Annotated in this window: 22 protein-coding genes and 1 other RNA gene; 4 read left to right on the top strand and 19 right to left on the bottom strand. The window is 63.2% G+C overall.

All coding sequences use genetic code 11. The annotated features are described in order from the left end of the window. Positions 1–67: 67 nt before the first annotated feature. The 17 genes from ftsZ to rsmI all read right to left on the bottom strand — a co-directional run bounded on the left by ftsZ (position 68) and on the right by rsmI (position 18,476). Positions 68–1,264, bottom strand: coding sequence for a cell division protein FtsZ (gene ftsZ / locus DV532_RS20555; RefSeq protein WP_003251871.1), 1,197 nt, complete (start codon positions 1,262–1,264; stop codon positions 68–70). A gap of 55 nt (positions 1,265–1,319) precedes the next feature. Continuing rightward, positions 1,320–2,582: a cell division protein FtsA gene (ftsA, locus tag DV532_RS20560; protein WP_056801836.1), complete on the bottom strand. Its 1,263-nt coding sequence runs from the start codon at positions 2,580–2,582 to the stop codon at positions 1,320–1,322. A gap of 14 nt (positions 2,583–2,596) precedes the next feature. Beyond that, on the bottom strand, positions 2,597–3,466 hold the full coding sequence (locus DV532_RS20565) for a cell division protein FtsQ/DivIB (protein ID WP_056801834.1): 870 nt from the start codon (positions 3,464–3,466) through the stop codon (positions 2,597–2,599). Positions 3,467–3,471: 5 nt separating this feature from the next. Continuing rightward, the gene (locus DV532_RS20570) at positions 3,472–4,428 is read right to left on the bottom strand and encodes a D-alanine--D-alanine ligase (RefSeq protein ID WP_056801832.1); all 957 of its coding nucleotides are present in this window, start codon (positions 4,426–4,428) and stop codon (positions 3,472–3,474) included. Further along, entirely contained in the window at positions 4,425–5,873 is a 1,449-nt protein-coding gene (gene murC, locus DV532_RS20575; RefSeq protein WP_056801830.1) for a UDP-N-acetylmuramate--L-alanine ligase, read from the bottom strand. Before murC ends, DV532_RS20570 begins: the two co-directional genes overlap by 4 nt. Beyond that, positions 5,866–6,945, bottom strand: a complete 1,080-nt coding sequence (gene murG / locus DV532_RS20580; RefSeq protein WP_056801828.1) for an undecaprenyldiphospho-muramoylpentapeptide beta-N-acetylglucosaminyltransferase — start codon at positions 6,943–6,945, stop codon at positions 5,866–5,868. Before murG ends, murC begins: the two co-directional genes overlap by 8 nt. Beyond that, positions 6,935–8,149 (bottom strand): putative lipid II flippase FtsW, encoded by a 1,215-nt coding sequence (gene ftsW, locus DV532_RS20585; RefSeq protein ID WP_056801826.1) that lies wholly within the window; start codon positions 8,147–8,149, stop codon positions 6,935–6,937. The genes murG and ftsW overlap by 11 nt, the downstream gene beginning before the upstream one ends. Further along, a complete protein-coding gene (gene murD, locus DV532_RS20590) occupies positions 8,146–9,492 on the bottom strand; it encodes a UDP-N-acetylmuramoyl-L-alanine--D-glutamate ligase (protein ID WP_056801824.1) in 1,347 nt (448 codons plus the stop codon). Before murD ends, ftsW begins: the two co-directional genes overlap by 4 nt. A 6-nt stretch (positions 9,493–9,498) precedes the next feature. Then, the gene (gene mraY / locus DV532_RS20595) at positions 9,499–10,581 is read right to left on the bottom strand and encodes a phospho-N-acetylmuramoyl-pentapeptide-transferase (protein ID WP_056801823.1); all 1,083 of its coding nucleotides are present in this window, start codon (positions 10,579–10,581) and stop codon (positions 9,499–9,501) included. Continuing rightward, the gene (gene murF, locus DV532_RS20600) at positions 10,581–11,948 is read right to left on the bottom strand and encodes a UDP-N-acetylmuramoyl-tripeptide--D-alanyl-D-alanine ligase (RefSeq protein WP_056801821.1); all 1,368 of its coding nucleotides are present in this window, start codon (positions 11,946–11,948) and stop codon (positions 10,581–10,583) included. The genes mraY and murF overlap by 1 nt, the downstream gene beginning before the upstream one ends. After that, positions 11,941–13,431: a UDP-N-acetylmuramoyl-L-alanyl-D-glutamate--2,6-diaminopimelate ligase gene (locus DV532_RS20605; RefSeq protein WP_372339976.1), complete on the bottom strand. Its 1,491-nt coding sequence runs from the start codon at positions 13,429–13,431 to the stop codon at positions 11,941–11,943. Before DV532_RS20605 ends, murF begins: the two co-directional genes overlap by 8 nt. Beyond that, positions 13,428–15,161, bottom strand: coding sequence for a penicillin-binding protein 2 (locus DV532_RS20610; protein WP_162241137.1), 1,734 nt, complete (start codon positions 15,159–15,161; stop codon positions 13,428–13,430). Before DV532_RS20610 ends, DV532_RS20605 begins: the two co-directional genes overlap by 4 nt. Next, entirely contained in the window at positions 15,161–15,454 is a 294-nt protein-coding gene (ftsL, locus tag DV532_RS20615) for a cell division protein FtsL (RefSeq protein ID WP_056801817.1), read from the bottom strand. Before ftsL ends, DV532_RS20610 begins: the two co-directional genes overlap by 1 nt. Next, positions 15,451–16,398, bottom strand: coding sequence for a 16S rRNA (cytosine(1402)-N(4))-methyltransferase RsmH (gene rsmH / locus DV532_RS20620; protein WP_012274066.1), 948 nt, complete (start codon positions 16,396–16,398; stop codon positions 15,451–15,453). Before rsmH ends, ftsL begins: the two co-directional genes overlap by 4 nt. Continuing rightward, positions 16,395–16,850 carry a division/cell wall cluster transcriptional repressor MraZ gene (gene mraZ, locus DV532_RS20625; RefSeq protein ID WP_056801815.1) on the bottom strand — a complete coding sequence of 152 codons (456 nt, stop codon included), beginning with the start codon at positions 16,848–16,850 and terminating at the stop codon, positions 16,395–16,397. Before mraZ ends, rsmH begins: the two co-directional genes overlap by 4 nt. A 309-nt stretch (positions 16,851–17,159) precedes the next feature. Next, positions 17,160–17,533: RNase P RNA component class A (rnpB, locus tag DV532_RS20630), an RNA gene on the bottom strand. A 67-nt stretch (positions 17,534–17,600) separates the two neighbouring features. Further along, entirely contained in the window at positions 17,601–18,476 is an 876-nt protein-coding gene (gene rsmI, locus DV532_RS20635; RefSeq protein WP_056801813.1) for a 16S rRNA (cytidine(1402)-2'-O)-methyltransferase, read from the bottom strand. Positions 18,477–18,662: 186 nt separating this feature from the next. On the opposite strand from rsmI, the gene DV532_RS20640 reads away from it, so the two are divergent. The 4 genes from DV532_RS20640 (at position 18,663) to DV532_RS20655 (ending at position 22,106) form a co-directional block, all read left to right on the top strand. Next, complete coding sequence (locus DV532_RS20640) at positions 18,663–20,480, top strand: penicillin-binding protein activator (RefSeq protein ID WP_056801811.1); 1,818 nt, start codon at positions 18,663–18,665, stop codon at positions 20,478–20,480. Beyond that, the gene (locus DV532_RS20645) at positions 20,480–20,851 is read left to right on the top strand and encodes a YraN family protein (protein WP_056801809.1); all 372 of its coding nucleotides are present in this window, start codon (positions 20,480–20,482) and stop codon (positions 20,849–20,851) included. Before DV532_RS20640 ends, DV532_RS20645 begins: the two co-directional genes overlap by 1 nt. An 86-nt stretch (positions 20,852–20,937) precedes the next feature. Next, positions 20,938–21,531 carry a phosphoheptose isomerase gene (locus DV532_RS20650; RefSeq protein ID WP_056801807.1) on the top strand — a complete coding sequence of 198 codons (594 nt, stop codon included), beginning with the start codon at positions 20,938–20,940 and terminating at the stop codon, positions 21,529–21,531. Continuing rightward, a complete protein-coding gene (locus DV532_RS20655; RefSeq protein ID WP_056801805.1) occupies positions 21,528–22,106 on the top strand; it encodes a BON domain-containing protein in 579 nt (192 codons plus the stop codon). Before DV532_RS20650 ends, DV532_RS20655 begins: the two co-directional genes overlap by 4 nt. 166 nt (positions 22,107–22,272) lie before the next feature. Here the strand turns inward: DV532_RS20655 and DV532_RS20660 are convergent, their stop codons facing one another. Together DV532_RS20660 and DV532_RS20665 are read right to left on the bottom strand one after the other, a co-directional pair. Beyond that, positions 22,273–22,698: a ClpXP protease specificity-enhancing factor gene (locus DV532_RS20660; RefSeq protein WP_056801804.1), complete on the bottom strand. Its 426-nt coding sequence runs from the start codon at positions 22,696–22,698 to the stop codon at positions 22,273–22,275. A 10-nt stretch (positions 22,699–22,708) separates the two neighbouring features. Continuing rightward, positions 22,709–23,332, bottom strand: coding sequence for a glutathione S-transferase N-terminal domain-containing protein (locus DV532_RS20665; protein ID WP_056801802.1), 624 nt, complete (start codon positions 23,330–23,332; stop codon positions 22,709–22,711). Positions 23,333–23,417 lie beyond the last annotated feature (85 nt).

Here is a 23,417-nt window from a genome sequence, read left to right on the forward strand (position 1 = left end):
GCTGGGGATAATAACAGACCCAACCTTTGATGAATACCAATCACCTTTATACCCCTGATAAATTCCATTAATCAGCCTGACGACGCAGGAATGCCGGGATATCGAGGTAGTCCAGGTCATCCTGAGGGTTCAGTTTAGCGGCTGCAGCAGCACCTGCATGGGCCTGGTTGCGCATTACAGTCGGGCGCTCCAGGTCACGGTAGTTGACCGCAGGCTGTTCCTGGCGAACCGGCGCAGGGTTAGACGCTTCGTACGCCTGCTGGGCAGTTTGCAGGGTGTTGTCGACCACTTTCACAGGCTTCTCGATGCGCGCGCCCAGACCAGTGGCAACCACGGTCACGTGCAACTCGTCACGCATATCCGGGTCGATCACGGTGCCGACCTTGACCATGGCGTGGTCGGAGGCGAAGGCTTCGATGATGCTACCGACGTCGGAGTACTCACCCAGCGACAGGTCTGGGCCAGCGGTGATGTTCACCAGGATACCGCGGGCGCCCTGCAGGTTGACGTCTTCCAGCAGCGGGTTGCGGATGGCTGCCTCAGTGGCTTCACGCGCACGGTTCGGGCCGCTGGCGCAGCCAGTACCCATCATGGCCATGCCCATCTCGCCCATTACGGTACGCACGTCGGCGAAGTCGACGTTGATCATGCCAGGGCGCTTGATGATATCGGAGATACCGCGCACGGCACCGGCCAGTACGTCGTCAGCCTTGGCGAAGGCGGACAGCAGGCTGGCATCCTTGCCCAGGATGGTCAGCAGCTTCTCGTTGGGGATGGTGATCAACGAGTCGACGCTTTCGGCCAGCATGCGGATGCCTTCATCGGCGATCTGCATGCGCTTGCGGCCTTCGAACGGGAACGGACGCGTCACCACGGCTACGGTGAGAATGCCCATTTCCTTCGCCACTTCGGCGATGATCGGGGCTGCACCGGTACCGGTACCGCCGCCCATGCCGGTGGTGATGAACACCATGTTGGTGCCCTGCAGCACTTCAGCGATGCGCTCACGGTCTTCCAGCGCGGCCTGACGGCCGACTTCCGGATTAGCACCGGCACCCAGGCCCTTGGTCACGCCAGTGCCCAATTGCAGGATGGTGCGCGCGCCAATGTTCTTCAGCGCCTGGGCATCGGTGTTGGCGCAGATGAACTCCACGCCTTCGATGCTGCTCTTGACCATGTGGTTGACGGCGTTGCCGCCGCCGCCACCGACGCCGATCACCTTGATGACCGGGCTTTGCGGGACGTTGTCTACGAGCTCGAACATTTTCCCTCTCCTTACAGTTCTCTAGTTGTTGCGCCTACCACTACTGCTTTGAAACTTAGAAGTTGCCCTGGACCCACCGCTTGAAGCGCTCAAGCACTGGGGCCTTCGGTTCATCGCCATAGCTGTTGCTGCTGCTGTTGCTATTACCGGTCAGGACCATGTCCTCGGACTGCTTTTGCAGGCCGTAGGTGAGCAAGCCCACGCCGGTGGAATAGATCGGGTTGCGAACCACGTCGCTCAGCCCCCGAACGCTATGCGGCACGCCCAGGCGTACCGGCATGTGGAAAATTTCTTCGGCCAGTTCCACGGCGCCTTCCATCTTGGCGGTACCGCCGGTGAGGACGATGCCGGCCGGCACCAGGTCTTCGTAGCCGCTGCGACGCAGCTCGGCCTGGATCAGCGTGAAGAGCTCGTCATAACGCGGCTCCACCACCTCGGCCAGGGCCTGGCGCGACAGCTCGCGCGGTGGGCGGTCACCCACGCTCGGCACCTTGATGGTTTCGCCAGCGCCAGCCAGTTTGGCCAGGGCGCAGGCGTAGCGAATTTTGATTTCTTCGGCGTACTGGGTGGGGGTACGCAGGGCCATGGCGATGTCGTTGGTCACCTGGTCGCCGGCAATCGGGATCACCGCGGTGTGACGGATCGCGCCCTCGGTGAAGATGGCGATGTCGGTGGTGCCGCCACCGATGTCCACCAGGCACACGCCCAGCTCTTTTTCGTCGTCGGTCAGCACCGAGTAGGCCGAGGCCAACTGCTCGAGGATGATGTCGTCGATTTCCAGGCCGCAGCGGCGCACGCACTTCTCGATGTTCTGCGCCGCGTTGACCGCGCAAGTAACCACGTGGACCTTGGCTTCCAGACGCACGCCCGACATGCCCAGCGGTTCGCGTACGCCTTCCTGGTTGTCGATCACGTAGTCCTGCGGCAGGGTGTGCAGCACGCGCTGGTCGGCCGGGATTGCCACGGCCTGGGCAGCGTCCAGCACCCGCTCCAGGTCGGCCAGGCTGACCTCGCGGTCGCGGATGGCGACGATACCGTGGGAGTTCAGGCTGCGGATGTGGTTACCTGCCACGCCGACGAACGCCGAGTGGATACGGCAGCCGGCCATCAGCTGCGCTTCTTCCACAGCGCGCTGGATCGACTGCACGGTGGACTCGATGTTCACCACCACGCCTTTTTTCAGGCCGCGGGACGGATGGGTACCGATCCCGACGATTTCCAGGGTGCCGTCCTCGCCCACTTCGCCAACCAGCGCCACCACCTTGGAGGTGCCGATGTCCAGCCCGACGATCATTTTGCCGCTATGCGCGTTTGCCATGGTCCTGCCTCTCTCTAATTCTTCGCAACGGCGGGTTGGGCCGTCGTCGGTGCAATCGGTTCCCGCCAACCAACGGCAAGTCCGTTGGAGTAACGCAGATCAATGCGGGCGATAGTGGTGATCTGGTCTTTGAGTGTCTTGTCGTAAATGGCAATGAAACGGCGCATCTTCTCCACCAGATGGTCGCGCCCCAGCAGCAGCTCGATGCCCGGCCCGGCGCTGCTTGCGCCCGTGGTCAGGAACCAGCTGCCTCGCTCGCGCAACTCCAGGCGAGCGATGGAAAAGCCCAAGGGGCGCAGCATTTGGCTCAATACCTGATACTGCTGCATGACTTGTTGCTGAGCACGCTGCGGCCCGGCCAGCTGCGGCAGGTGCTCGTAGTTGGCCAGTTCGCGCGGGGTGAAGGCCTGGCCCTGGTTGTTGAGCAAGGCCTCGTCGCCCCAGCGTGCTACCGGCAGTTGTTCTTCCAGGCGGATCACCACCTCGTCGGGCCACACCCGGCGCACTTCGGCATGGGCGATCCACGGCATCTGCTCGAGCTCCGCGCGCATCGCCGGCAGGTCGACGCTGAAGAAGCTCGCCGCCACATAGGGCGCAATGCGCTGCTGCACCGATTGCTGGCTGATGTAGCTGAGGTCGCCCTGCACGTCGATCTTGGTGATCGGCCGGTCAGCGTAAGGCATCAGCCGAATGGCACCCTCGTACGCAGCAAAGCCGGCCGCCACCAGCAGCACCGGCCACAGCAGGCGCTTGAGGCCACCCAGGCTGGGCCGCGGCAGGCGCGCCGATACGGGCTCGTCGGCCACCAGCCGGCTGGCACCACGCGGCACCGGCTTGCTACGGCCGGTAACGGGTTGCTGCTGACGTATCATCGCGCCTTGCATGGTTGTTAACCTCGCGTCGCCACGCTTTCGGCCAGGATTGCCAGCACCAGTTGCTGGAAGTCCAAGCCGGCTGCGCGGGCCGCCATGGGCACCAGGCTATGATCGGTCATGCCGGGTGCGGTGTTGACTTCGAGCAGCCAGAACCGGCCCTGCTCATCCTGCATCACGTCCAGCCGCCCCCAGCCTTCGATGCCGATGGCATCGCAGGCGCGCGCGGTCAGGTCGATCAGCTCTTGTTCCTTGACGCTGTCCAGGCCGCACGGAATGCGGTACTGGGTATCGTTGGCGATGTACTTGGCGTCGTAGTCGTAGAACACGTGCGGGGTACCCAAGGCGATCGGCGGCAGCACCTGGCCGCGCAACACCGCGACGGTGAACTCCGGGCCGTGGATCCACTGCTCCACCAGTACCTGGGAATCGTATTTGGCGGCGTCCTGCCAGGCGGCGACCAGTTCCTGGGCGCTGTTCACCTTGGCCATGCCGATGCTAGAGCCTTCATGGGCGGGTTTGACGATAAGCGGGAAGCCCAGTTCCGTGCTGGCCAGCAAACAATCGCTTTCGCTCGCCAACACGGCGTGGCGCGGGGTAGGAATACCCAAGCTCTGCCACACCTGCTTGGTACGTAGCTTGTCCATGGCCAGCGCCGAGGCAAGAATGCCGCTGCCGGTGTAGGGAATGCCCAGGCACTCCAGCAGGCCTTGCATGCTGCCGTCTTCACCACCACGGCCGTGGAGGATGATAAAGGCGCGGTCGATCTGCTCGCGTTGCAGGCGCTCGAGCAGGTCGTCAGCCACGTCGATGGCGACCACGTCGACACCGGCAGCGGTCAGCGCGTCGATCACCGCAGCACCCGACTTCAGCGACACTTCACGCTCGGCGCTCTTGCCGCCGTACAGCACCGCCACGCGGCCGAACGCCTTGACGTCCAGGGTCGAGTGCAGTTTGTCGTAGGCGCTGGTCATTTCGACTTCTCCTGCTTGGCGCCAGCGAACAGCGGGCTTTTCATCAATTGCGGGGCCAGGCCGCCGACATCACCGGCGCCCTGGCAAATCAGGATGTCGCCAGCACGCAGCAACGGCTTGACCAGCGGCGCCAGCTCGACGCCACGTTCGATGTAGATCGGGTCCAGCTTGCCGCGCTGGCGGATGCTGTGGCACAGCTGGCGGCTGTCGGCACCGGGTATTGGCTCTTCGCCGGCCGGGTAGACTTCCATCAGCAGTAGCACGTTGGCATCGCCCAGCACCTGGACGAAATCGTCGTACAGGTCGCGGGTACGGCTATAGCGGTGTGGCTGGTAGACGATCACCAGGCGGCGGCTTGGCCAGCCACCGCGCACGGCCTTGATCACCGCGGCCACTTCGGTCGGGTGGTGGCCGTAGTCGTCGACCAGCATCACGCTGCCGCCTTCGACGGGCAGCTCGCCATACACCTGGAAGCGCCGGCCGACACCCTGGAAACCGGACAGGCCCTGAACGATGGCCTCGTCAGAGATGCCTTCGTCGGTGGCGATGGCAATGGTGGCCAAGGCATTGAGCACGTTGTGGTTGCCGGGCATGTTCACCGACACCTCCAGCGGCTCACGGTCACGGCGCAGCACGGTGAAGTGGGTCTGCATGCCCTGCTGGCGCACGTTGATGGCGCGCACATCGGCCTCTTCGCTGAAGCCATAGGTCACGGTCGGGCGCTTGACCTGCGGCAGGATCTCGCGCACCACCGGGTCGTCCAGGCACATCACGGCCAGGCCATAGAAGGGCAGGTTGTGCAGGAATTCGACGAAGGTTTTCTTCAGCTTGTTGAAGTCACCTTCGTAGGTCGCCATGTGGTCGGCGTCGATGTTGGTGACCACGGCCACCATTGGCTGCAGGTGCAGGAAGCTGGCATCGCTTTCGTCTGCTTCGGCGATCAGGTAGCGGCTGGTGCCCAACTGGGCATTGGTACCGGCAGCGGTCAGGCGACCACCGATGACGAAGGTCGGGTCCAGGCCACCGGCGGCGAATACCGAGGCCAGCAGGCTGGTGGTGGTGGTCTTGCCGTGGGTACCGGCAACGGCTACGCCATGGCGATAGCGCATCAGCTCGGCGAGCATCTCGGCACGCGGCACCACCGGAATACGCCGCTCGAGGGCGGTGGCGACTTCCGGGTTGGCCGGGTTGATGGCGCTGGACACCACCAGCACATCGGCAGTGGCGGCGTTTTCGGCGCGGTGGCCGACGAAAATCTCGGCACCGAACGATTCCAGGCGCTCAGTGACCGGCGAAGCTTTCAGGTCGGAACCGGACACTTCATAGCCCAGGTTCAACAACACCTCGGCAATGCCGCACATGCCCACGCCGCCGATACCGACGAAGTGAATACGACGAATACGGCCCATCTTCGGCTGGGGCATGGCTTTTTGGCTCTCAACCATGGGCCACCTCCAGGCAGATATCGACCACGGTGCTGGTTGCGGCAGGTTTGGCCAGGCGCCGTGCGGTGCCTGCCATGACGTTGAGTTTCTCGGGTTGCATCAGCACCTCGTTCAGGCGTTCAGCGAGCTGCGCTGCGCCAGTTGTCGCTTGCGGCATCAGGAAGGCAGCGCCTTCGCGGGCCAGATATTGGGCGTTGTGGGTCTGGTGGTCGTCGATCGCGTGGGGCAACGGCACCAACATTGAAGGCAGGCCTGCTGCCGCCAGCTCGCTGACGGTCAGGGCACCGGCCCGGCACACCACGATGTCGGCCCAGCCATAGGCTTGGGCCATGTCCTTGATGAAGGGCTCTACCTGAGCCTCGATGCCCGCCTCGTGATAACGCTCGGCGGTAATCGGCGCGTGTTGCTTGCCGGCCTGGTGGAACACCTCTGGCCGCAGTGCTGCGGGCACTTCGGACAGGGCCTTAGGCAACAATTTATTCAATGGTTCCGCACCCAGGCTGCCACCGAGCACCAACAGGCGCGCGCGGCGCTCGACCAAGGGCGCGCGTTGTGCGTCCATGAACAGCTCCGGGCGCACCGGGTTGCCGGTGGTGCGGCGCTTGTCGCTGGCCTCGAAGGTGTTCGGGAACGCTTCACAGACCCGCGCCGAGAGCGGCACCAGCAACCGGTTGGCGGTACCGGCACGAGCGTTCTGCTCGTGGATCACCAGCGGCACGCCGCACAGCCGCGCGGCCACGCCGCCAGGGCCGGTCACGTAGCCACCAAAGCCCAGTACACACACCGGCTTGAGCTGGCGAATGATGCGGCGCGCCTGCAGCACGGCCTTGACCAGGGTGAACGGCGCCTTGAGCAACGACAGTTTGCCCTTGCCCCGCAGGCCGCTGACCTGAATCAGGTGCAATGGCAGGCCAGCCTGGGGCACCAGCTCGTTCTCGATACCGCGCGGGGTGCCCAGCCAGTGCACGCTGTAACCGCGTGCCTGGAACTCACGGGCGCAGGCCAGGGCCGGGAACACGTGGCCCCCAGTGCCGCCCGCCATGATCAGTACGTTCTTGCCGTCAGCGGCCATGACTGGTCTCCTCGGCAAAATCGCTTTCGCTGAATTCGTGTTCCTCACTGCCCAGGTGCGTGCGGCTTTCCCATTCGATGCGCAATAACAAGCCCACGCAGGCACAGCAAATCACCAGCGAGCTGCCCCCGTAGCTGAGGAACGGCAGGGTCAGGCCTTTGGTCGGCAGCAGGCCGACGTTCACGCCGATGTTGATCAGGAACTGGCCGATCCACAGGAACGCCAGCCCGAAGGCGACATAAGCGGCAAAGAACTGCTTGGCTTTTTCGGCCCACAGGCCGATATACAGGGCACGCACGGTCACGAACACGAACAGCGCGATGGTCAGCAGCGAACCGACCACACCGAGCTCTTCGGCCAGTACCGAGAACACGAAGTCGGTGTGCGCTTCAGGCAGGTAGAACTGTTTCTGCACACTGTTGCCCAGGCCCACGCCCAGCCACTCGCCACGGCCGAAGGCGATCAGCGCCTGGGTCAACTGGTAGCCCGAGCCGAACTGATCAGACCACGGATCGGTAAAGGTAATCAGGCGCGCCATCCGGTATGGCTGCGCCTGTACCAGGACGAACACCGCCACCACCGCCAACACCACCATCAGGCTGAAGCGGAACAGCCCCACACCACCGAGGAACAACATGGCCGCAGCCGCGCCCATCATCACCACGGTGGCACCAAAGTCCGGTTCCATCAGCAGCAGGGCAGCCATGGGCAGCAGCACGATGAACGGTTTGAAGAAGCCCATCCACGTTTCGCGTACCTCGGTCTGCCGGCGGACCAGATAGCCGGCCAGGTAGACGACCACGAACACCTTGGCGATTTCCGAAGGCTGCACGTTGAAGAAGCTGAAACCGATCCAGCGCATCGAGCCGTTCACTTCGCGGCCGATACCCGGCACCAGCACCAGCACCAGCAGGCCGAACGCGCCCAGCAGCATCGTGAAGCCCATGCGCTGCCAAGTAGCGATAGGCACCAACATGGTGGCGCCGCAGGCAACCAGGCCGATGGCCACGTACACCAGGTGGCGGAACATGTGGTAAAGCGGGTTGCCCGACTGCACCGCAGCCACTTCCGAGGACGCCGAGGTAATCATCACCAGGCCCAGGCCGAGCAGGGCCAGGCAGCCGGCGAGCATGGCGAAGTCCAGGTCGATGCCACGGCCGCTGATCAGCGGCGACGGGTAGGGCTTGAGGATGCCAAAGATCATGCAAGGCCTCCCGCCGCCTGGGCAAACAGGCGCCCGCGTTCTTCGAAGTTCTTGAACATGTCGAGGCTGGCGCACGCTGGCGACAACAGCACGGCATCGCCCGCCTGGGCCAACGCGGCGCATTGCTGCACGGCATCGTCGAGGGTTTTCACCCGCACCAGTTGCACGCCCTCGCCCAAGGCTTCGGCCAGGCGCTCGGCATCACGGCCGAGCAATACCACGGCACGGCAGAAGCGTTGCACCGGCTCGCGCAGCGCAGCGAAGTCAGCCCCCTTGCCATCGCCACCGGCGATCAGCACCAGCTTGCCTTCAATGTCAGCGCCCAGCCCTTCGATGGCGGCCAGGGCGGCACCGACGTTGGTGGCCTTGGAATCGTCGTACCAGCTCACGTCGTTGCGTTCGCGTACCCACTGGCAACGGTGGGCCAGGCCGGCGAACTCGCGCAGCGCCTCGAGCATCGGCTCGAACGGCAGGCCCGCGGCATGGCCCAGGGCCAGCGCCGCCAGGGCGTTGCTCTGGTTGTGGGCGCCACGAATCTTCAGCTCCCGCACCGGCATCAGTGCCTGGAACTCGAATGCCAGGTATTTCTCGCCATCCACTTCGCGCAGGCCGAAGGCTTTGAAGTCCGGCTGGTTGAGGCCGAAGGTCCAGCAGGGGCGGCCTTCTACCGGCAGCGGGCGGCTCAGGGCATCCTGGCGGTTGACCACAACCTGGCGGGCACCGCGGAAGATCCGGTGCTTGGCCAGGTGGTAGGCCGGCAGGCCGCTGTAACGGTCCATGTGGTCTTCGCTGATGTTCAGCACAGTGGCCACTTCGGCATTGAGCTGGTCGGTGGTTTCCAGCTGGAAGCTGGACAGTTCCAGCACGTACAGCTCGACGTCATCGGCCAGCAGGTCCAGCGCCGGAGTACCGAGGTTGCCGCCCACCGCTACGCGCTTACCGGCCTTGGCGGCCATTTCGCCCACCAGGGTGGTGACGGTGCTTTTGGCATTGGAGCCGCTGATGGCGATGATCGGTGCCTTGGCGTGGCGGGCGAACAGTTCGATGTCACCAGACAGCTTCACGCCCTGCGCGGCTGCCTGCTGCAAGGCCGGGGTGGCCAGGGCCAAGCCGGGGCTCACGTACAGCTCGTTGGCGCGGCACAGGAAGTCCACGTCCAGTTCACCACAGCGCACTTCCACCTGCGGATAATCACGGCGCAGGGTGTCCAGTTCCGGCGGTTGCTCGCGGGTGTCGGCGACCGCAAAGGCTATGCCCCGGCTCGCCAGGAAGCGAACCAGGGACATGCCGCTCTTGCCGAGGCCGACAACGATGCGGAATTGGTCAGAAGCGATCAGTGACACGCTCGTCTACCTCAGTTTCAGGGAAGCAAGGCCAATCAGCACCAGAATCACAGTGATGATCCAGAAACGGACGATCACGCGTGGTTCAGGCCAGCCCTTGAGTTCAAAGTGGTGATGGATCGGCGCCATGCGGAATACACGCTTGCCGGTCAACTTGAAGGAAGCAACCTGGATGACCACCGACAGGGTTTCCACCACGAAGATGCCGCCCATGATGAACAGGACGATTTCCTGGCGAACGATCACGGCGATAGTGCCCAACGCAGCGCCCAGCGCCAGCGCGCCGACGTCACCCATGAACACTTGCGCGGGATAGGTGTTGAACCACAGGAAGCCCAGGCCGGCGCCGATCAGCGCGCCGCAGAACACGATCAGCTCGCCCGAGCCCGGCACGTAAGGGATCAGCAGGTATTCAGCGAACTTCACGTTGCCCGACAGGTAGCAGAAAATGCCCAGGGCGCCGCCGACCATCACCGTCGGCATGATCGCCAGGCCGTCGAGGCCGTCGGTGAGGTTGACCGCGTTGCTCGAACCGACGATGACGAAGTACGTCAGCACGACGAAGCCGATGCCCAGTGGAATGGTGACATCTTTGATGAACGGCAGGATCAGCGTGGTTTCGACGCTGGTCGGCGCGGTCTTGTACAGGAAGATGGCTGCGGCCAGGCCAAACACCGATTGCCAGAAATACTTCCAGCGGCTAGGCAAGCCCCGCGAGTTCTTTTCGATCACCTTGCGGTAGTCGTCGACCCAGCCGATGGCACCGAACGCCAGGGTGACGATCAGCACCACCCACACGTAGCGATTGGTCAGGTCGGCCCACAGCAAAGTGCTGACGGCGATGGCAGACAGGATCAGCGCACCACCCATGGTCGGGGTGCCGGACTTGGACAAGTGCGACTGCGGGCCGTCGTTACGCACGGCCTGGCCGATCTGACGAATTTGCAGGGTACGAATCATCCACGGCCCCAGCCACAGTGCCAGGGACAACGCGGTCAGCACACCCAGGATCCCGCGCAGGGACAGGTACTGAAAGACCGCGAAGCCTTTGTGGAACTGTTGCAGATACTCGGCCAACAGCAGCAGCATTAATGTTTCTCCCCGCTGGCACCGCACAATGCCGCCACGACGTTTTCCATCGCAGCGCTGCGCGAGCCCTTGATCAAGATAGTGGTGTCGCTGGCATTCTCGGCGCTAACCGCGTCGATCAACTCAGCTTGAGTAGCGAAATGGCGGCCATTGGCGCCGAACGCCTTGACCGCATGTGTCATGTTGGAACCCACTGCGTACAGGGCGTCGACCTTGCCACGCGCGTAGTCACCCACCTGACGGTGGCCTTCTTCCGCCCATTGCCCCAGTTCGCCGATATCCCCAAGCACCAAGACGGTGCGCCCGGAAAAGCCGGCGAGTATATCAATGGCCGCGCACATGGAGGTGGGATTTGCGTTGTAACTATCGTCAATTACCCGCACGCCGTTCGCTGCGATCTGCGCCACGGTACGGCCCTTGACCGGTTGCACGGCAGCCAGGCCGGCGGCGCTGCCGTTCAGGCTCAGACCAACGGCATAGGCGGCGGCGGCGGCGGCCACGGCGTTGCTAACATTGTGGGTACCCAGCAGGTTCAACTGCACCGGCACTTTGCCGTCAGGCCCATGCAGGCTGAACGATGGGCAGCCACGGGCATCCCGGCCAATGTCACTGGCGTAGAAATCGGCCTGCGGGTTGTCCAGGGCAAAGCTGAACACGCGGTGATTGCCGGCACGCTTGCGCCAGATGTCGAAGGCCTTGTCGGCCAGGTTGAGAATGGCGGTGCCGCCCTCGCCCAGGCCTTCGAGGATTTCGCCCTTGGCTTCGACGATCTTTTCCGGGCCGCCGAACTCGCCGACGTGGGCAGTACCGGCGTTGTTGATAATGACGACCTGAGGCTGGGCCAGGCCGACGGTGTAACGAATCTCGCCAATGCGTGAGGCGCCTAACTCGATCACCGCCGCGCTATGCTCCGGAGCAATCTCCAGCAGGGTCAGCGGCGCGCCAAGGTCGTTATTGAGGTTGCCGCGGGTTGCGTGCACCAGGCCGCGGGTACGCAGGATGCTGGCGAGCATCTCCTTGACCGTGGTCTTGCCGCTGGAACCGGTAATGGCCACCACCGGCTTGTCGAACGCGGCGCGGTTCAGCGCGCCCAGCTGGCCAAGGGCCAGGCGGCAATCGGCGACCAGCAACTGCGGCAAGTCGACACCGGCCACTTCACGCTCGACCAGGGCCGCGACAGCGCCCTTGGCCTTTACATCGGCCAGGTAGTCATGGCCATCGAAACGCGGGCCAGCCAGGGCGACGAATAGTTGCCCGGCGGTAACGCTGCGGCTGTCGATGCTGACACCGGTGAACGTGGCGTCGGCACCGACCTGCTGAGCACTCAGTGCTGTAGTCAGCTGGCTGAGTGTCATCGGCTTAAGCATGTGGAGCCTCCCAGGCTGCAAGTGCCTTTTCGGCTTCGATCAAATCGGAGAAGTCATGGCGTTCGCCGTTGATTTCCTGGTAATCCTCGTGCCCTTTGCCGGCCAGCACGATCACATCGTTGGTAGCGGCGCTAGCGATCAGGTGGGCGATGGCTACGCCACGACCAGCAACGAACTCGACCTCGGCGGGCTTGGCAAAACCGGGGCGGATGTCGTCGAAGATGCGCAGCGGGTCTTCGCTACGCGGGTTGTCGTCGGTGACCAGCACGCGGTCGGCCAGGCGTTCGGCCACTTCAGCCATCAGCGGGCGCTTGCCACGGTCACGGTCGCCGCCGCAGCCGAACAGGCACAGCAGCTTGCCGCGTGCGTGCGGGCGCAGGGCTTCGAGTACTTTCTCCAGGGCGTCGGGGGTGTGCGCGTAGTCGACCACCACCAGCGGCTTGTCGCCACCACCCAGGCGCTGCATGCGGCCAATCGGTCCTTGCAATTGCGCGGTGACCTTGAGGATCTCGTCCAGCGCATAGTCCAGGGCCAGCAGGGTCGCAACGGCGGCGAGCATGTTGCTCAGGTTGAAGCGGCCCAGCAGCTGGCTGCGCAGGATGTGTTCGCCCTGCGGGGTAACCAGCGTGGCACGCACGCCATCGTCGCTGAACACGGCTTCGCGACAGAACAGCGAGGCGTCCGGGTTTTCCAGGCTATAGCTGAGCAGCCGGGTCTCGATCAGATCGACACTCGGACGGCGGGCAAAGTCGGCGGCCAGGCGCCGACCAAAGTCATCATCCAGGTTGACCACCTGGCAACGCAGGTTCGGCCAGGCAAACAGCTTGGCCTTGGCGGCCTCGTAGGCCTGCATGCTGCCGTGGTAGTCGAGGTGATCGCGCGATAGGTTGGTCATTACCGCGATGTCGAACGCCAACGCTGCAACCCGGCCTTGTTCCAGGGCATGGGAGGAGACCTCCATGGCCACAGCCTTGGCGCCCTGTTTTTTCAGGTCATATAGGGTCGACTGCACGGCGATCGGGTCCGGCGTGGTCAGGCGCCCGCTTTGGAGCTCGCCGTAGAAACCGGTACCCAGGGTGCCAATTAGACCGCAACGCTGGTCGAGCAGGTCGAGTGCCTGGGCCACCAACTGAGTGACGCTGGTCTTGCCGTTGGTACCGGTGACGCCGACCAGGTTCAACTGGCGGCTGGGCTCGCCATAAAAGCGGCCGGCGATCTCCGACAACTGGGCGATCAGGCCTTTGACCGGGATAAGCGGCACGTCGGTGATCGGCAGCACGCACGCGCCCTGCTCTTCATAGGCCACAGCAGCGGCGCCACGGGCCAGGGCATCGGTAATGTGCTCGCGGCCATCGACCTTGGCACCCGGCACAGCCAGGAACAGGTCACCCGGGCGCACGCTACGACTGTCCAAAGTCAGCTCACGGATCAGCGGGTCACGGCTGGCGTGGGCGAAAAGTTTGCTTAATGGCATTGTCATCATCCACGCCCTCCCTTGGCGGCTGCTGCATTGACTTGTACGGCGGGTGCTGGCGGCGGCAGGTTATCTGGCGGCACGTTCATCAGGCGCAGGGTGCCGGACATGACCTTGCTGAAGACCGGTGCCGAAACCAGGCCACCGAAGTAGCCGCCTTTGCCCGGCTCGTCGATGACCACGACAATGGCGTAGCGCGGGTCGCTCATCGGCCCAAAGCCGGCGAACAGCGAGCGGTAGGCGTTTTCGGTGTAGCCCTTGGAACCCACGGTGGCCTTACGCGCCGTACCAGACTTGCCGGCCACGTGGTAGAACGGCACCTGAGCGCGGAACACGCCGCGCGGCGCTTCGATCACCTGCTGCAGCATGCCTTGCACGGTTTCGGCGGTTTCCTTCGGAATGGCCTGCACCGCTTCCGGGGCCTTGTCCACCTTGAGAATCGACAGCGGCACCATCTTGCCGTCGTTGGCCAGTGCCGCGTAGGCATGCACCAACTGCAGGGCAGTCACCGACACGCCATAGCCATAGGACAGGGTTGCCGTCTCGGCCTTGCGCCACTCACGGTGGTTAGGCAGGTTGCCGACGCGCTCACCCGGGAAGCCCAGGCCGGTGTACTGGCCCAGGCCGACCTGGGACATGACCCGGTAGATGGCCTCGCCGCCGATATCGAAGGCGATCTTGCTCATACCGACGTTACTGGAGTTGATCAGGATACCGGTCAGATCGAGGATCGGACCCTCGCTCTTGGACACGTCCTTGATGGTGTAGCGGCCAATCTGCAGGCTACCCGGATAGACTTCGACCTTGTCGCTCGGCTTCCAGCGACCGCTTTGCAAAGCCGCGCTCATGGAGATTGGCTTGACCGTGGAACCCGGCTCGAACACGTCGATGATGGCCCGGTTACGCATCGCCGCCGGGAACATGCTGCGGCGGTTGTTCGGGTTGTAGGTCGGCTGGTTGACCATGGCCAGGACCTCACCGGTCTTGACGTCCATGATCACCAGGCTGCCGGCCTTGGCGTCCTGTTCGGCAATGGCGTTGCGCAGCTCGCGGGTGGCCAGGTACTGCAGGCGCAGGTCTATCGACAACGCCAAGGTCTTGCCGGCCTTGGCGTTCTTGGTTACCTGGATGTCCTTGATCAGCCGGCCGCGCCGGTCCTTGATCACCTGCCGCTTGCCGGGCACTCCGGCCAACCATTCGTCATAGGCCAGTTCCACCCCTTCGCGACCGTGGTCGTCGAGGTCGGTAAAGCCGACCATGTGGGCGGTGACATCACCGGCCGGATAGAAACGGCGGAACTCTTCCAGGCCATATACGCCCGGTACTTTCAGGTCGAGCACGTGCTGGCCCTGCTCCGGGGTCAGGCCGCGGACCAGGTAGATGAATTCCTTGCTGGCCTGCTGGGTCAGTCGCTCGATCAATTGCTGCGGGTTTTGCCCCAGCGCTGCCGCCAGTTGCGGCCAACGGTCCCTGGACGCCTGCATCTCTTTGGGGTTGGCCCACAGGGTGGTGACCGGGGTGCTGACCGCCAGCGGTTCACCGTTACGGTCAGTGATTAGGCCGCGGTGTGCCGGGATAGGGATGTGCCGCAGGCTGCGCGCATCACCCTGGCCCTTGAGGAAGTCACGGTCGACCACCTGCAGGTCGATGATGCGCCAGCATATGGCACCGACCATGATCGCCAGCAAGCCGATGACCACGCGGAAGCGCCATGGGTAGAGTGCGCCTTCAAGTTTCATCATGGCGCCACCATCCGTACTTCGTCAGCCGACGGCACGCGCATTTTCAGCTGCTCGGAGGCCAGGCTTTCGATACGGCTGGCGGCGGTCCAGGTGCTCTGTTCGAGGATCAGCCGGCCCCACTCGGCCTGGGCCTTGTCACGCTCGTTCAACTCCCCGTACAGGGTGTTGAGCAGCTGACGGTTCCAGTGCGCGCTGTAGGATACGGCGATGGCCGAAACGAGCACGGCAACGAACAGCAGAAGCATCAGGAAGCTTCCGCCTGGCAAAGGCTTGGCAAACAGCCTGCTCACCGCAGTTTCTCCGCCACACGCATCACAGCGCTACGCGACCGTGGGTTGGCCTTGAGCTCGGCCTCGGAGGCGAACTGGGCCTTGCCGATAAGCTTGATTTTCGGCTCGAAGACCTTGTGCTGCACCGGCAGGTTGCGCGGCAGGTTGTCGGCCTCACCCTTTACCAACTTGCGCATGAACAGTTTGACGATGCGGTCTTCCAGAGAATGGAAACTGATGACCGCCAGGCGCCCACCCACTTCAAGCGCATCGAGTGCTGCCTCAAGGCCGGCCTCAAGGTCGCCCAGCTCGTTGTTGACGTGAATGCGCAGGCCCTGGAAGGCACGGGTAGCCGGGTTCTTACCCTTTTCCCAGGCCGGGTTGGCCACCTTGAGCACTTCCGCCAAATCGGCGGTACGGGTGAACGGCTGCTTTTCGCGGCGTTCGACCACGGCACGCGCCATGCGCCCGGCGAAACGCTCCTCGCCGTACTCCTTGAACACGCGGGCAATTTCTTCAACCGGCGCAGTGGCAATGAACTCCGCAGCACTGATGCCCTGCCCCGGGTTCATGCGCATGTCCAGCGGGCCGTCATTGAGGAAGCTGAAGCCCCGCTCAGGGTCATCCAGTTGCGGCGACGACACGCCCAGGTCCAGCAATACGCCGCTGACCTTGCCATGCAGGCCGCGCTCAGCCACTTCCGCGCCCAGCTCGGCAAAGCTACGCTGCACAATGACAAAGCGGCCGTCTTCGGCCGCCAGCGCTTGCCCCGTGGCAATCGCCTGTGGATCTTTGTCGAAGCCCAGCAGCCGCCCTTGCGGCCCGAGCTTGCTGAGAATCAGCCGACTGTGCCCGCCACGGCCAAAGGTGCCGTCCAGATAGCAACCGTCGGCGCGCAGAGCCAATGCCTCGACAGCTTCATCGAGCAGGACGGTAATGTGGTTGAAGCCGCTATCTATGGTCACAGGATCAGGTCACGCAATTCGTCGGGCATGGCGCCCGGTTGTTGAATAGCTGCAAGATCGGCTGCCGAAACCGCGTTCCAGGCATCTTCATCCCACAGCTGGAATTTGTTCAGTTGCCCCACCAGCATCGCCTTCTTGTCGAGCTTGGCGTACTCACGCAGACGGGGCGGTACCAGGAAACGCCCACTGCCATCGAGCTCCAGGTCAACCGCATTACCGATCAGCAAACGCTGCAGACGGCGGTTTTCCTCACGCAACGATGGCAAGGCACGCAACTTGGCTTCTATCTGTTCCCACTCATCGAGGGGGTAAACACACAAGCAGGTATCAACGGCGTCGATGGTCACGATCAGTTGGCCATTGCAACGCGAATCGAGCTCGTCACGGTACCGGCTCGGCATGGCGAGACGGCCCTTGGCATCGAGGCTGACGGCGTTGGCTCCGCGGAACACGGCTGCGATTCCCCACAATGGTAGCTTTTTTGTGTCAGAAAACCCACTTCATCCCACTTTCTGCCACTTGCGCACACTATAGGAATCCGCCCGCTGCACCGTCAAGGCACGTTCGGAAGGAAAAGCCTTACAGGACCGAGATTTAGCGCAGTAAGAGAATGTGGAAGGACTACCGAGGCAAGAAAAAGACGAGAAAAATCAAACCCACTCAAGCGAATGCAGTTCGAAGTTAAAGTGAATTATTAAGAGTAAGATTTTTTTGGTATTACCAGGCAGCATCTGCTATCGAATCAAGCAGAGTGGGGGAAGATGGAGAGTCGATCTGTAAGCCGGGTTTTGTCGAGGACAGTCATTCCTCTACGACGGCCATCACTGGACGCCTCTAGCAACCTACCCGGTTCCGACGCGGGCCACGCCTAATGGAACCCTATTTGGTCTTGCTCCGAGTGGGGTTTACCTAGCCACGGACTGTTGCCAGCCGTGCGGTGCGCTCTTACCGCACCTTTTCACCCTTACCGGCACCGAAGTGCTTAGGCGGTTATTTTCTGTGGCACTTTCCGTAGGCTCGCGCCTCCCAGGCGTTACCTGGCACTCTGCCCTATGGAGCCCGGACTTTCCTCCCCCTGCTGTTACACAACAAAAGCTGCGGAACAAAAACAGGCAGCGACTGTCCGATCGACTCTCCGCCGCCAAGATTAACGGCACGCGCGCCCAAGAACAAGCAATACCGGAAATTATATCAATTTGCCACTATTCGGCTTTCTGCTTTTCCAGTGCAAGTTGATACAGCAGGTTCTTGCGTACACCGGTGATTTCTGCGGCAAGCGCCGCCGCCCGCTTGAGCGGCAACTCGGCCAGTAGCAGGTCGAGCACGCGCTGCGCCTCGGCACTGACCGCCTGCTCCCCCTCTGGCGCGCTCCAGCCACCGACCAGCACCACGCACTCACCGCGCTGCTGGTTGCTGTCGCCGGCAACGAATGCACGCAGTTCAGCCAAGGGCAGGCCCTTGAGGGTCTCGAAGGTCTTGGTCAGCTCGCGCGCCAACAGCGCTGGGCGCTCACCGCCGAACACCGCCTCCATGTCTTCAAGGCACTCCAGGATACGGTGCGGCGCCTCATAGAAGATCAACGTGCGCGGTTCTTCTTTTACCTGTTCCAGGCGCGCCTGGCGCCCCGCCGTCTTGGCTGGCAGAAAGCCTTCAAAGATGAAGCGGTCCGACGGCAGGCCTGCCGCCGACAACGCGGCGATCAACGCGCAGGCACCCGGCACCGGCACCACGCTCACCCCCGCAGCCCGGGCCTGACGCACCAAGTGGTAGCCCGGGTCGGAAATCAGCGGCGTGCCCGCATCAGAGACCAGCGCCACACTCTCACCGGCCAGCAGCTTGGTGAGAAAGCGCCCACCTTCGTCGCGTTCGTTGTGCTCATGGCAAGCGGCCAGCGGCGTGTCGATGCCAAAGTGCTGCAGCAGGCGGATAGAATGCCGGGTATCTTCGGCGGCGATCAGGGCCACGTCCGCCAGCACCTTCAGCGCCCGGGCGCTCATGTCGTCAAGGTTACCGATGGGGGTCGCGACCACATACAGCGTCCCCACGGTGGATTTCGAAGCCCCTGCCACATCAGTCACTGCGCACACCTGTCGTTCGGATCAAAGGCGCCATTGTAGCCCGAGCACCTGCAACAGGGCGCAAAGAACTTCGCCGGCGATCGACGGCAGGCCGCCTATAGTAAAGGTTCGACACGGCGACATCGCGCCCCGGCCAGCGCTTGGGTACAATTGCCGGCCAACTTGATCGAGTAACAGGACCTTTACATGATCGCTTGCCTGCGGCTGTTCACAGCCCTCTGCCTCGCTGCCCTGCTGGCAGCCTGCGCCAGCTCGCCCTCATCCAGCCTGGGCGAACTGCCGCGCACCCCGGACGCCAGCATCGAGCAACTGCTCGAAAAGGCGGCTTCCAGCAAGTCCGCCGAAGACGCCGCCCTGCTGCGCCTGAGCGCGGCCGACCTGGCCTACAAGCAGAAGGACTTCCCACGCGCCGCACGCATCCTTGAACAGGTGCCGCTGGACACCCTCAAGCCGGCCCAACAAGTGTTCGCCAGCACCCTCGCCGCCGAGCTGGCCATGAGCCGCAATCAGCCCAAGGCAGCCCTGGCTGCCCTGGCCCACCCCAGCCTGCAGCGCGTCGCCGAACTGCCGGAAGGGCAGCAAGTGCGCACTTACAGCGTGCACGCGGCCGCCCTCGAAGCCGACGGCCAAGCCCTCGCCGCTGCGCAGCAACGCGTACTGCTGGCGCCACTGCTCAGCGGCCAGGCCGCCAGCGCCAACAATGATGCCATTTGGGCCCTGGTCGCCTCGCTGCCAGCAGAGCAACTGCAGCAGCCAAGCAACGACCCAACCCTGGCCGGCTGGACCAGCCTGGCCTTCGCGGTGAAAAGCGCCGGCACCCTGGAGCAGCAACAGGCGGCGATCGAAGCCTGGGTCAAGCAGCACCCTGACCACCCAGCCGCCCAGCAACTGCCGCTGGCGCTGACCAAGCTTAAGGAACTGGCCAGCCAGCCACTGACCAAGATCGCCCTGCTGCTACCACAGGAAGGCCCACTGGCCGGTGTTGCCCGCGCCCTGCGTGACGGCTTCATGGCCGCGCACTTCCAGGCCCAGCAAGCTGGCCAGCCAGCACCAGCCGTGCAGGTATTCGACAGCTCGCGCATCGGCTCGCTGGACGACTTCTACCGCCAGGCCCAAGCGGCTGGCGTGCAACTGGTAATCGGCCCACTGGAAAAACCGTTGGTGAAGCAACTGGCTGCCAAACCGCAGCTGCCGATCACCACCCTGGCCCTGAACTACGCCGACGCCGGCCAAAAAGCCCCAGCGCAACTGTTCCAGTTCGGCTTGGCTGCCGAAGACGAAGCCCGCGAAGTGTCGCGCCGCGCCCGTGCCGATGGCATGGTCCGCGCCGTAGCCCTGGTGCCGAGTGGCGAATGGGGTGACCGTGTGCTCGCCGCCTTCCGCCAGGACTGGGAAGGCAATGGCGGCACCGTGCTTGCTGCCCAGCGCATTGCCCAGCCGGTCGCCTTGGCCCAGCAAATTGCCGACCTGTTCCAGCTGCGCCAGAGCGAAGGCCGCGCCAAGAGCCTGCAAAGCACGGTAGGCGGCAGCATCGCCGCACAACCGTCGCGCCGCCAGGACATCGACTTCATCTTCCTGGCCTCGACCCCGCAACAGGCCCAGCAGATCAAGCCCACCCTGAACTTCCAGTACGCCGGTGACGTACCGGTCTACGCCACCTCGAACCTGTACAGCGCCAGCGGCGACGTCAACCAGTACAACGACATGAACGGCATCCGCTTCTGCGAAACGCCGTGGTTGCTCGACACCAGCAACAGCCTGCGTCAGCAGGTCGTGCAGCAGTGGCCGCAAGCTGCTGGCAGCCTGGGCCGCCTGTATGCCATGGGCGTCGACGCCTACAGCCTGGCACCGCGCCTGGGCCAACTGAAAGCGCTGCCGGACAACCGCGTCCAGGGCCTTTCGGGCAGCCTGAGCATGAACGCCAACCAACGTGTCGAGCGCCAGCTGCCATGGGCCGAGTTCGCCGGCGGGCAAGTCAAGCGCCTGCCTGACACCGCTCGCTAATGGCTGCTGCGTCGCCTACCAGCGCCGGGCAAGCGGCAGAAACCCAGGCCCTTGAATACCTTCAAGGGCAGGGCCTGCAACTGCTTGCACGCAACTGGCGATGCAAAGGCGGTGAGCTTGATCTGGTCATGCTCGACGCCGATACAGTAGTATTTGTCGAAGTCCGTTATCGGTTGCACGCGACCTTCGGCGGCGCCCTCGGCAGTATCGACGGGCGCAAGCAGAAACGGCTGGTGCTTGCCGCCAGCCTGTTCCTGCAGAAGGAGCCCCGCTGGGGCAACCATCCCTGCCGCTTCGACGTAGTCGCCCTGCAGGGCAGCCACCATGCAGGCAAACCGCTTCAGTGGCTGAAAAACGCCTTCGAATGCTGAACCCACTCCGATTTTTTTGCTCTATGTTTCGCGGGCTGGTCTTTGTTGCGCGTAGCAAAGGCCACCGCCCCACTTAAGGTCACCAGATGGACATGCAATCCCGAATTCGCCGGCTGTTCCAGGCCAGCATCGATACCAAGCAACAGGCAATGGACATCCTGGCACCGCACATCGAGCAGGCCAGCCTGGTCATGGTCAATGCGCTGCTCAACGAGGGCAAGATGCTCGCCTGCGGCAACGGCGGCTCAGCTGGCGATGCCCAGCACTTTTCGTCGGAGTTGCTCAACCGCTTCGAGCGCGAACGCCCGAGCCTGCCGGCCATCGCGCTGACCACCGACAGCTCGACGCTGACCTCGATCGCCAACGACTACAGCTACAACGAAGTCTTCTCCAAGCAAATCCGCGCCCTGGGCCAGCCCGGCGACGTGCTGCTGGCGATTTCCACCAGCGGCAACTCGGCCAACATCATTCAGGCCATCCAGGCCGCACATGACCGTGAAATGATTGTCGTAGCATTGACGGGTCGCGACGGTGGCGGCATGGCTTCGTTGCTGCTGCCCGAAGACGTGGAAATCCGCGTACCTTCGACGGTTACCGCGCGCATCCAAGAAGTCCACCTGCTGGCGATCCACTGCCTGTGCGATCTGATCGACAGCCAACTGTTCGGGAGTGAAGAATGACCCCTATGCGCCTCGGCCTGATGGCCCTGACCCTGTGCCTGAGCGTCACCGGTTGCAGCTCGGTACTGACCTCTACCCGCAATTCGCCGATCGAAGACGATCGCGGCACGCGCACCATTGGCAGCAAGATCGACGACTCGCTGATCGAAACCAAGGCTTCGGTCAACATCGCCAAGGCCAGCCCTGACCTGGACAAAGGCTCGCACATCGTTGTCAGCAGCTATAACGGTATCGTCCTGCTGGCCGGTCAAACCCCGCGCGCCGAGCTTAAGACCCTCGCCGAACAAACTGCCAGCCAGGTGCAGCGCGTCAAAAAGGTGCACAACGAGCTGCAGGTGATGCAGCCCTCCTCCATCCTGGCGCGCAACAACGATGCCTGGCTAACCACCAAGATCAAGACCCAGATGCTGACTGACAACAGCGTGCCCAGCTCGCGCATCAAGGTGATTACCGAGAACGGTATCGTCTACCTGCTCGGCTTGGTCACCCAGCAAGAGGCCAAGTCGGCCACTGCTGTGGTACAGGGCGTCTCCGGCGTGCAGAAAATCGTCAAGCTGTTCGAGTACATCGACTGATTGATTGTTGCCTGCCCCGGCCCTTTCGCGGGCGAGCCCGCTCGTACAGGGATATCAAAGGGCCTGAGCCGCCGGCGTAGGAGCGGGTTTACCCGCGAAAGGGCCGTAGCAGGCACAACAACCCCAAGCAAAACAAAAAGGCGATCCATCTGGATCGCCTTTTTTGTTACTTGACCACTTTCAGGCTTGGCCGGCCAGTTGGACGTGGCGGCTGACCACCTCCCTCAGGCGGGCCATCGTCATCCGGCTGCACATCATCGTCTTGCTGGTCCTCGTCATCCGGCGATTCCAGCTCGAAGACCATGCCCTGGCCATTTTCGCGGGCGTAGATGCCCAGAATCGCGCCAACCGGCACGAACAGCGAGTGGGCCACGCCACTGAAGCGGCCTTCGAAGCTGACCGCATCGTTGTCCATGTGCAGGCTGCGCACGGCACTTGGCGAGATATTCAAGACAATCTGGCCATCACTGGCGAAACCATCCGGCACCTGGACCTTCGGGAATTCAGCATTGACCAGCATGTGGGGCGTGCAATCGTTGTCGACGATCCACTCATACAGTGCTCGAACCAGATAGGGGCGACTGGAGTTCATCAACAGCTCCTTAAAGCTTGCGCATTTCACGTTCTACAGAGGACAGGCTCGCCAGGAAAGGCTCCCGGGCGAACTGTCGCTCCATGTAATCCAGCAGCGGCTTGGCTTGCCGCGGCAATTCGATACCCAACACCGGCAGCCGCCAGAGTATGGGCAGTAGACAACAATCGACCAGGCTTTGCTCCTCGCTCATGAAGCAAGCGAACTCACCAAACAACGGCGAGACCCCAGTCAGGCTTTCGCGCAAGGACTTGCGCGCCTCGGCTCGGGCAGCCTCGTTGCTGCGCAGGTCGAGCACGGTATCGGCCAGAGTGCACCAGTCGCGCTGGATGCGGTGCATCAGCAAACGGCTGTTACCGCGCGCTACCGGGTAAACCGGCATCAGCGGCGGATGCGGATAACGCTCTTCGAGGTACTCCATCACCACGGTCGATTCATACAACGCCAAGTCACGGTCGACCAGTGTCGGCACGCTGCCGTAAGGGTTCACCTCGACCAGCTTGGGCGGCAGGCGACCGGGGTCGACATCGATGATCTGCACACTGACGCCCTTCTCGGCCAGCACCAGGCGTACCCGATGAGAATAGTGATCAGCGGGATCGGAATAGCAGGCTAACCTATTGGTTGCGCCCATTTAGCGCCTCCTCGCACGGGATGCTTGTGAAACTGTAAATGAAAACGCGCCCGGGGCCCCCCTAGCAATTTTGCTAGGGGGGCCC

Origin of the sequence: Pseudomonas sp. Leaf58 (genome assembly GCF_003627215.1) — a bacterium.
In the GTDB taxonomy this organism is placed as follows: Bacteria; Pseudomonadota; Gammaproteobacteria; order Pseudomonadales; family Pseudomonadaceae; genus Aquipseudomonas.

Bases quoted from the DNA above. Each gene is read 5' to 3' on its own strand.
- ftsZ (WP_003251871.1), bottom strand. From the start codon at position 1,264: ATGTTCGAGCTCGTAGACAACGTCCCGCAAAGCCCGGTCATCAAGGTG.
- ftsA (WP_056801836.1), bottom strand. From the start codon at position 2,582: ATGGCAAACGCGCATAGCGGCAAAATGATCGTCGGGCTGGACATCGGC.
- DV532_RS20565 (WP_056801834.1), bottom strand. From the start codon at position 3,466: ATGCAAGGCGCGATGATACGTCAGCAGCAACCCGTTACCGGCCGTAGC.
- DV532_RS20570 (WP_056801832.1), bottom strand. From the start codon at position 4,428: ATGACCAGCGCCTACGACAAACTGCACTCGACCCTGGACGTCAAGGCG.
- murC (WP_056801830.1), bottom strand. From the start codon at position 5,873: ATGGTTGAGAGCCAAAAAGCCATGCCCCAGCCGAAGATGGGCCGTATT.
- murG (WP_056801828.1), bottom strand. From the start codon at position 6,945: ATGGCCGCTGACGGCAAGAACGTACTGATCATGGCGGGCGGCACTGGG.
- ftsW (WP_056801826.1), bottom strand. From the start codon at position 8,149: ATGATCTTTGGCATCCTCAAGCCCTACCCGTCGCCGCTGATCAGCGGC.
- mraY (WP_056801823.1), bottom strand. From the start codon at position 10,581: ATGCTGCTGCTGTTGGCCGAGTATCTGCAACAGTTCCACAAAGGCTTC.
- murF (WP_056801821.1), bottom strand. From the start codon at position 11,948: ATGCTTAAGCCGATGACACTCAGCCAGCTGACTACAGCACTGAGTGCT.
- DV532_RS20605 (WP_372339976.1), bottom strand. From the start codon at position 13,431: ATGATGACAATGCCATTAAGCAAACTTTTCGCCCACGCCAGCCGTGAC.
- DV532_RS20610 (WP_162241137.1), bottom strand. From the start codon at position 15,161: ATGAAACTTGAAGGCGCACTCTACCCATGGCGCTTCCGCGTGGTCATC.
- DV532_RS20640 (WP_056801811.1), top strand. From the start codon at position 18,663: ATGATCGCTTGCCTGCGGCTGTTCACAGCCCTCTGCCTCGCTGCCCTG.
- DV532_RS20645 (WP_056801809.1), top strand. From the start codon at position 20,480: ATGGCTGCTGCGTCGCCTACCAGCGCCGGGCAAGCGGCAGAAACCCAG.
- DV532_RS20650 (WP_056801807.1), top strand. From the start codon at position 20,938: ATGGACATGCAATCCCGAATTCGCCGGCTGTTCCAGGCCAGCATCGAT.
- DV532_RS20655 (WP_056801805.1), top strand. From the start codon at position 21,528: ATGACCCCTATGCGCCTCGGCCTGATGGCCCTGACCCTGTGCCTGAGC.
- DV532_RS20660 (WP_056801804.1), bottom strand. From the start codon at position 22,698: ATGAACTCCAGTCGCCCCTATCTGGTTCGAGCACTGTATGAGTGGATC.
- DV532_RS20665 (WP_056801802.1), bottom strand. From the start codon at position 23,332: ATGGGCGCAACCAATAGGTTAGCCTGCTATTCCGATCCCGCTGATCAC.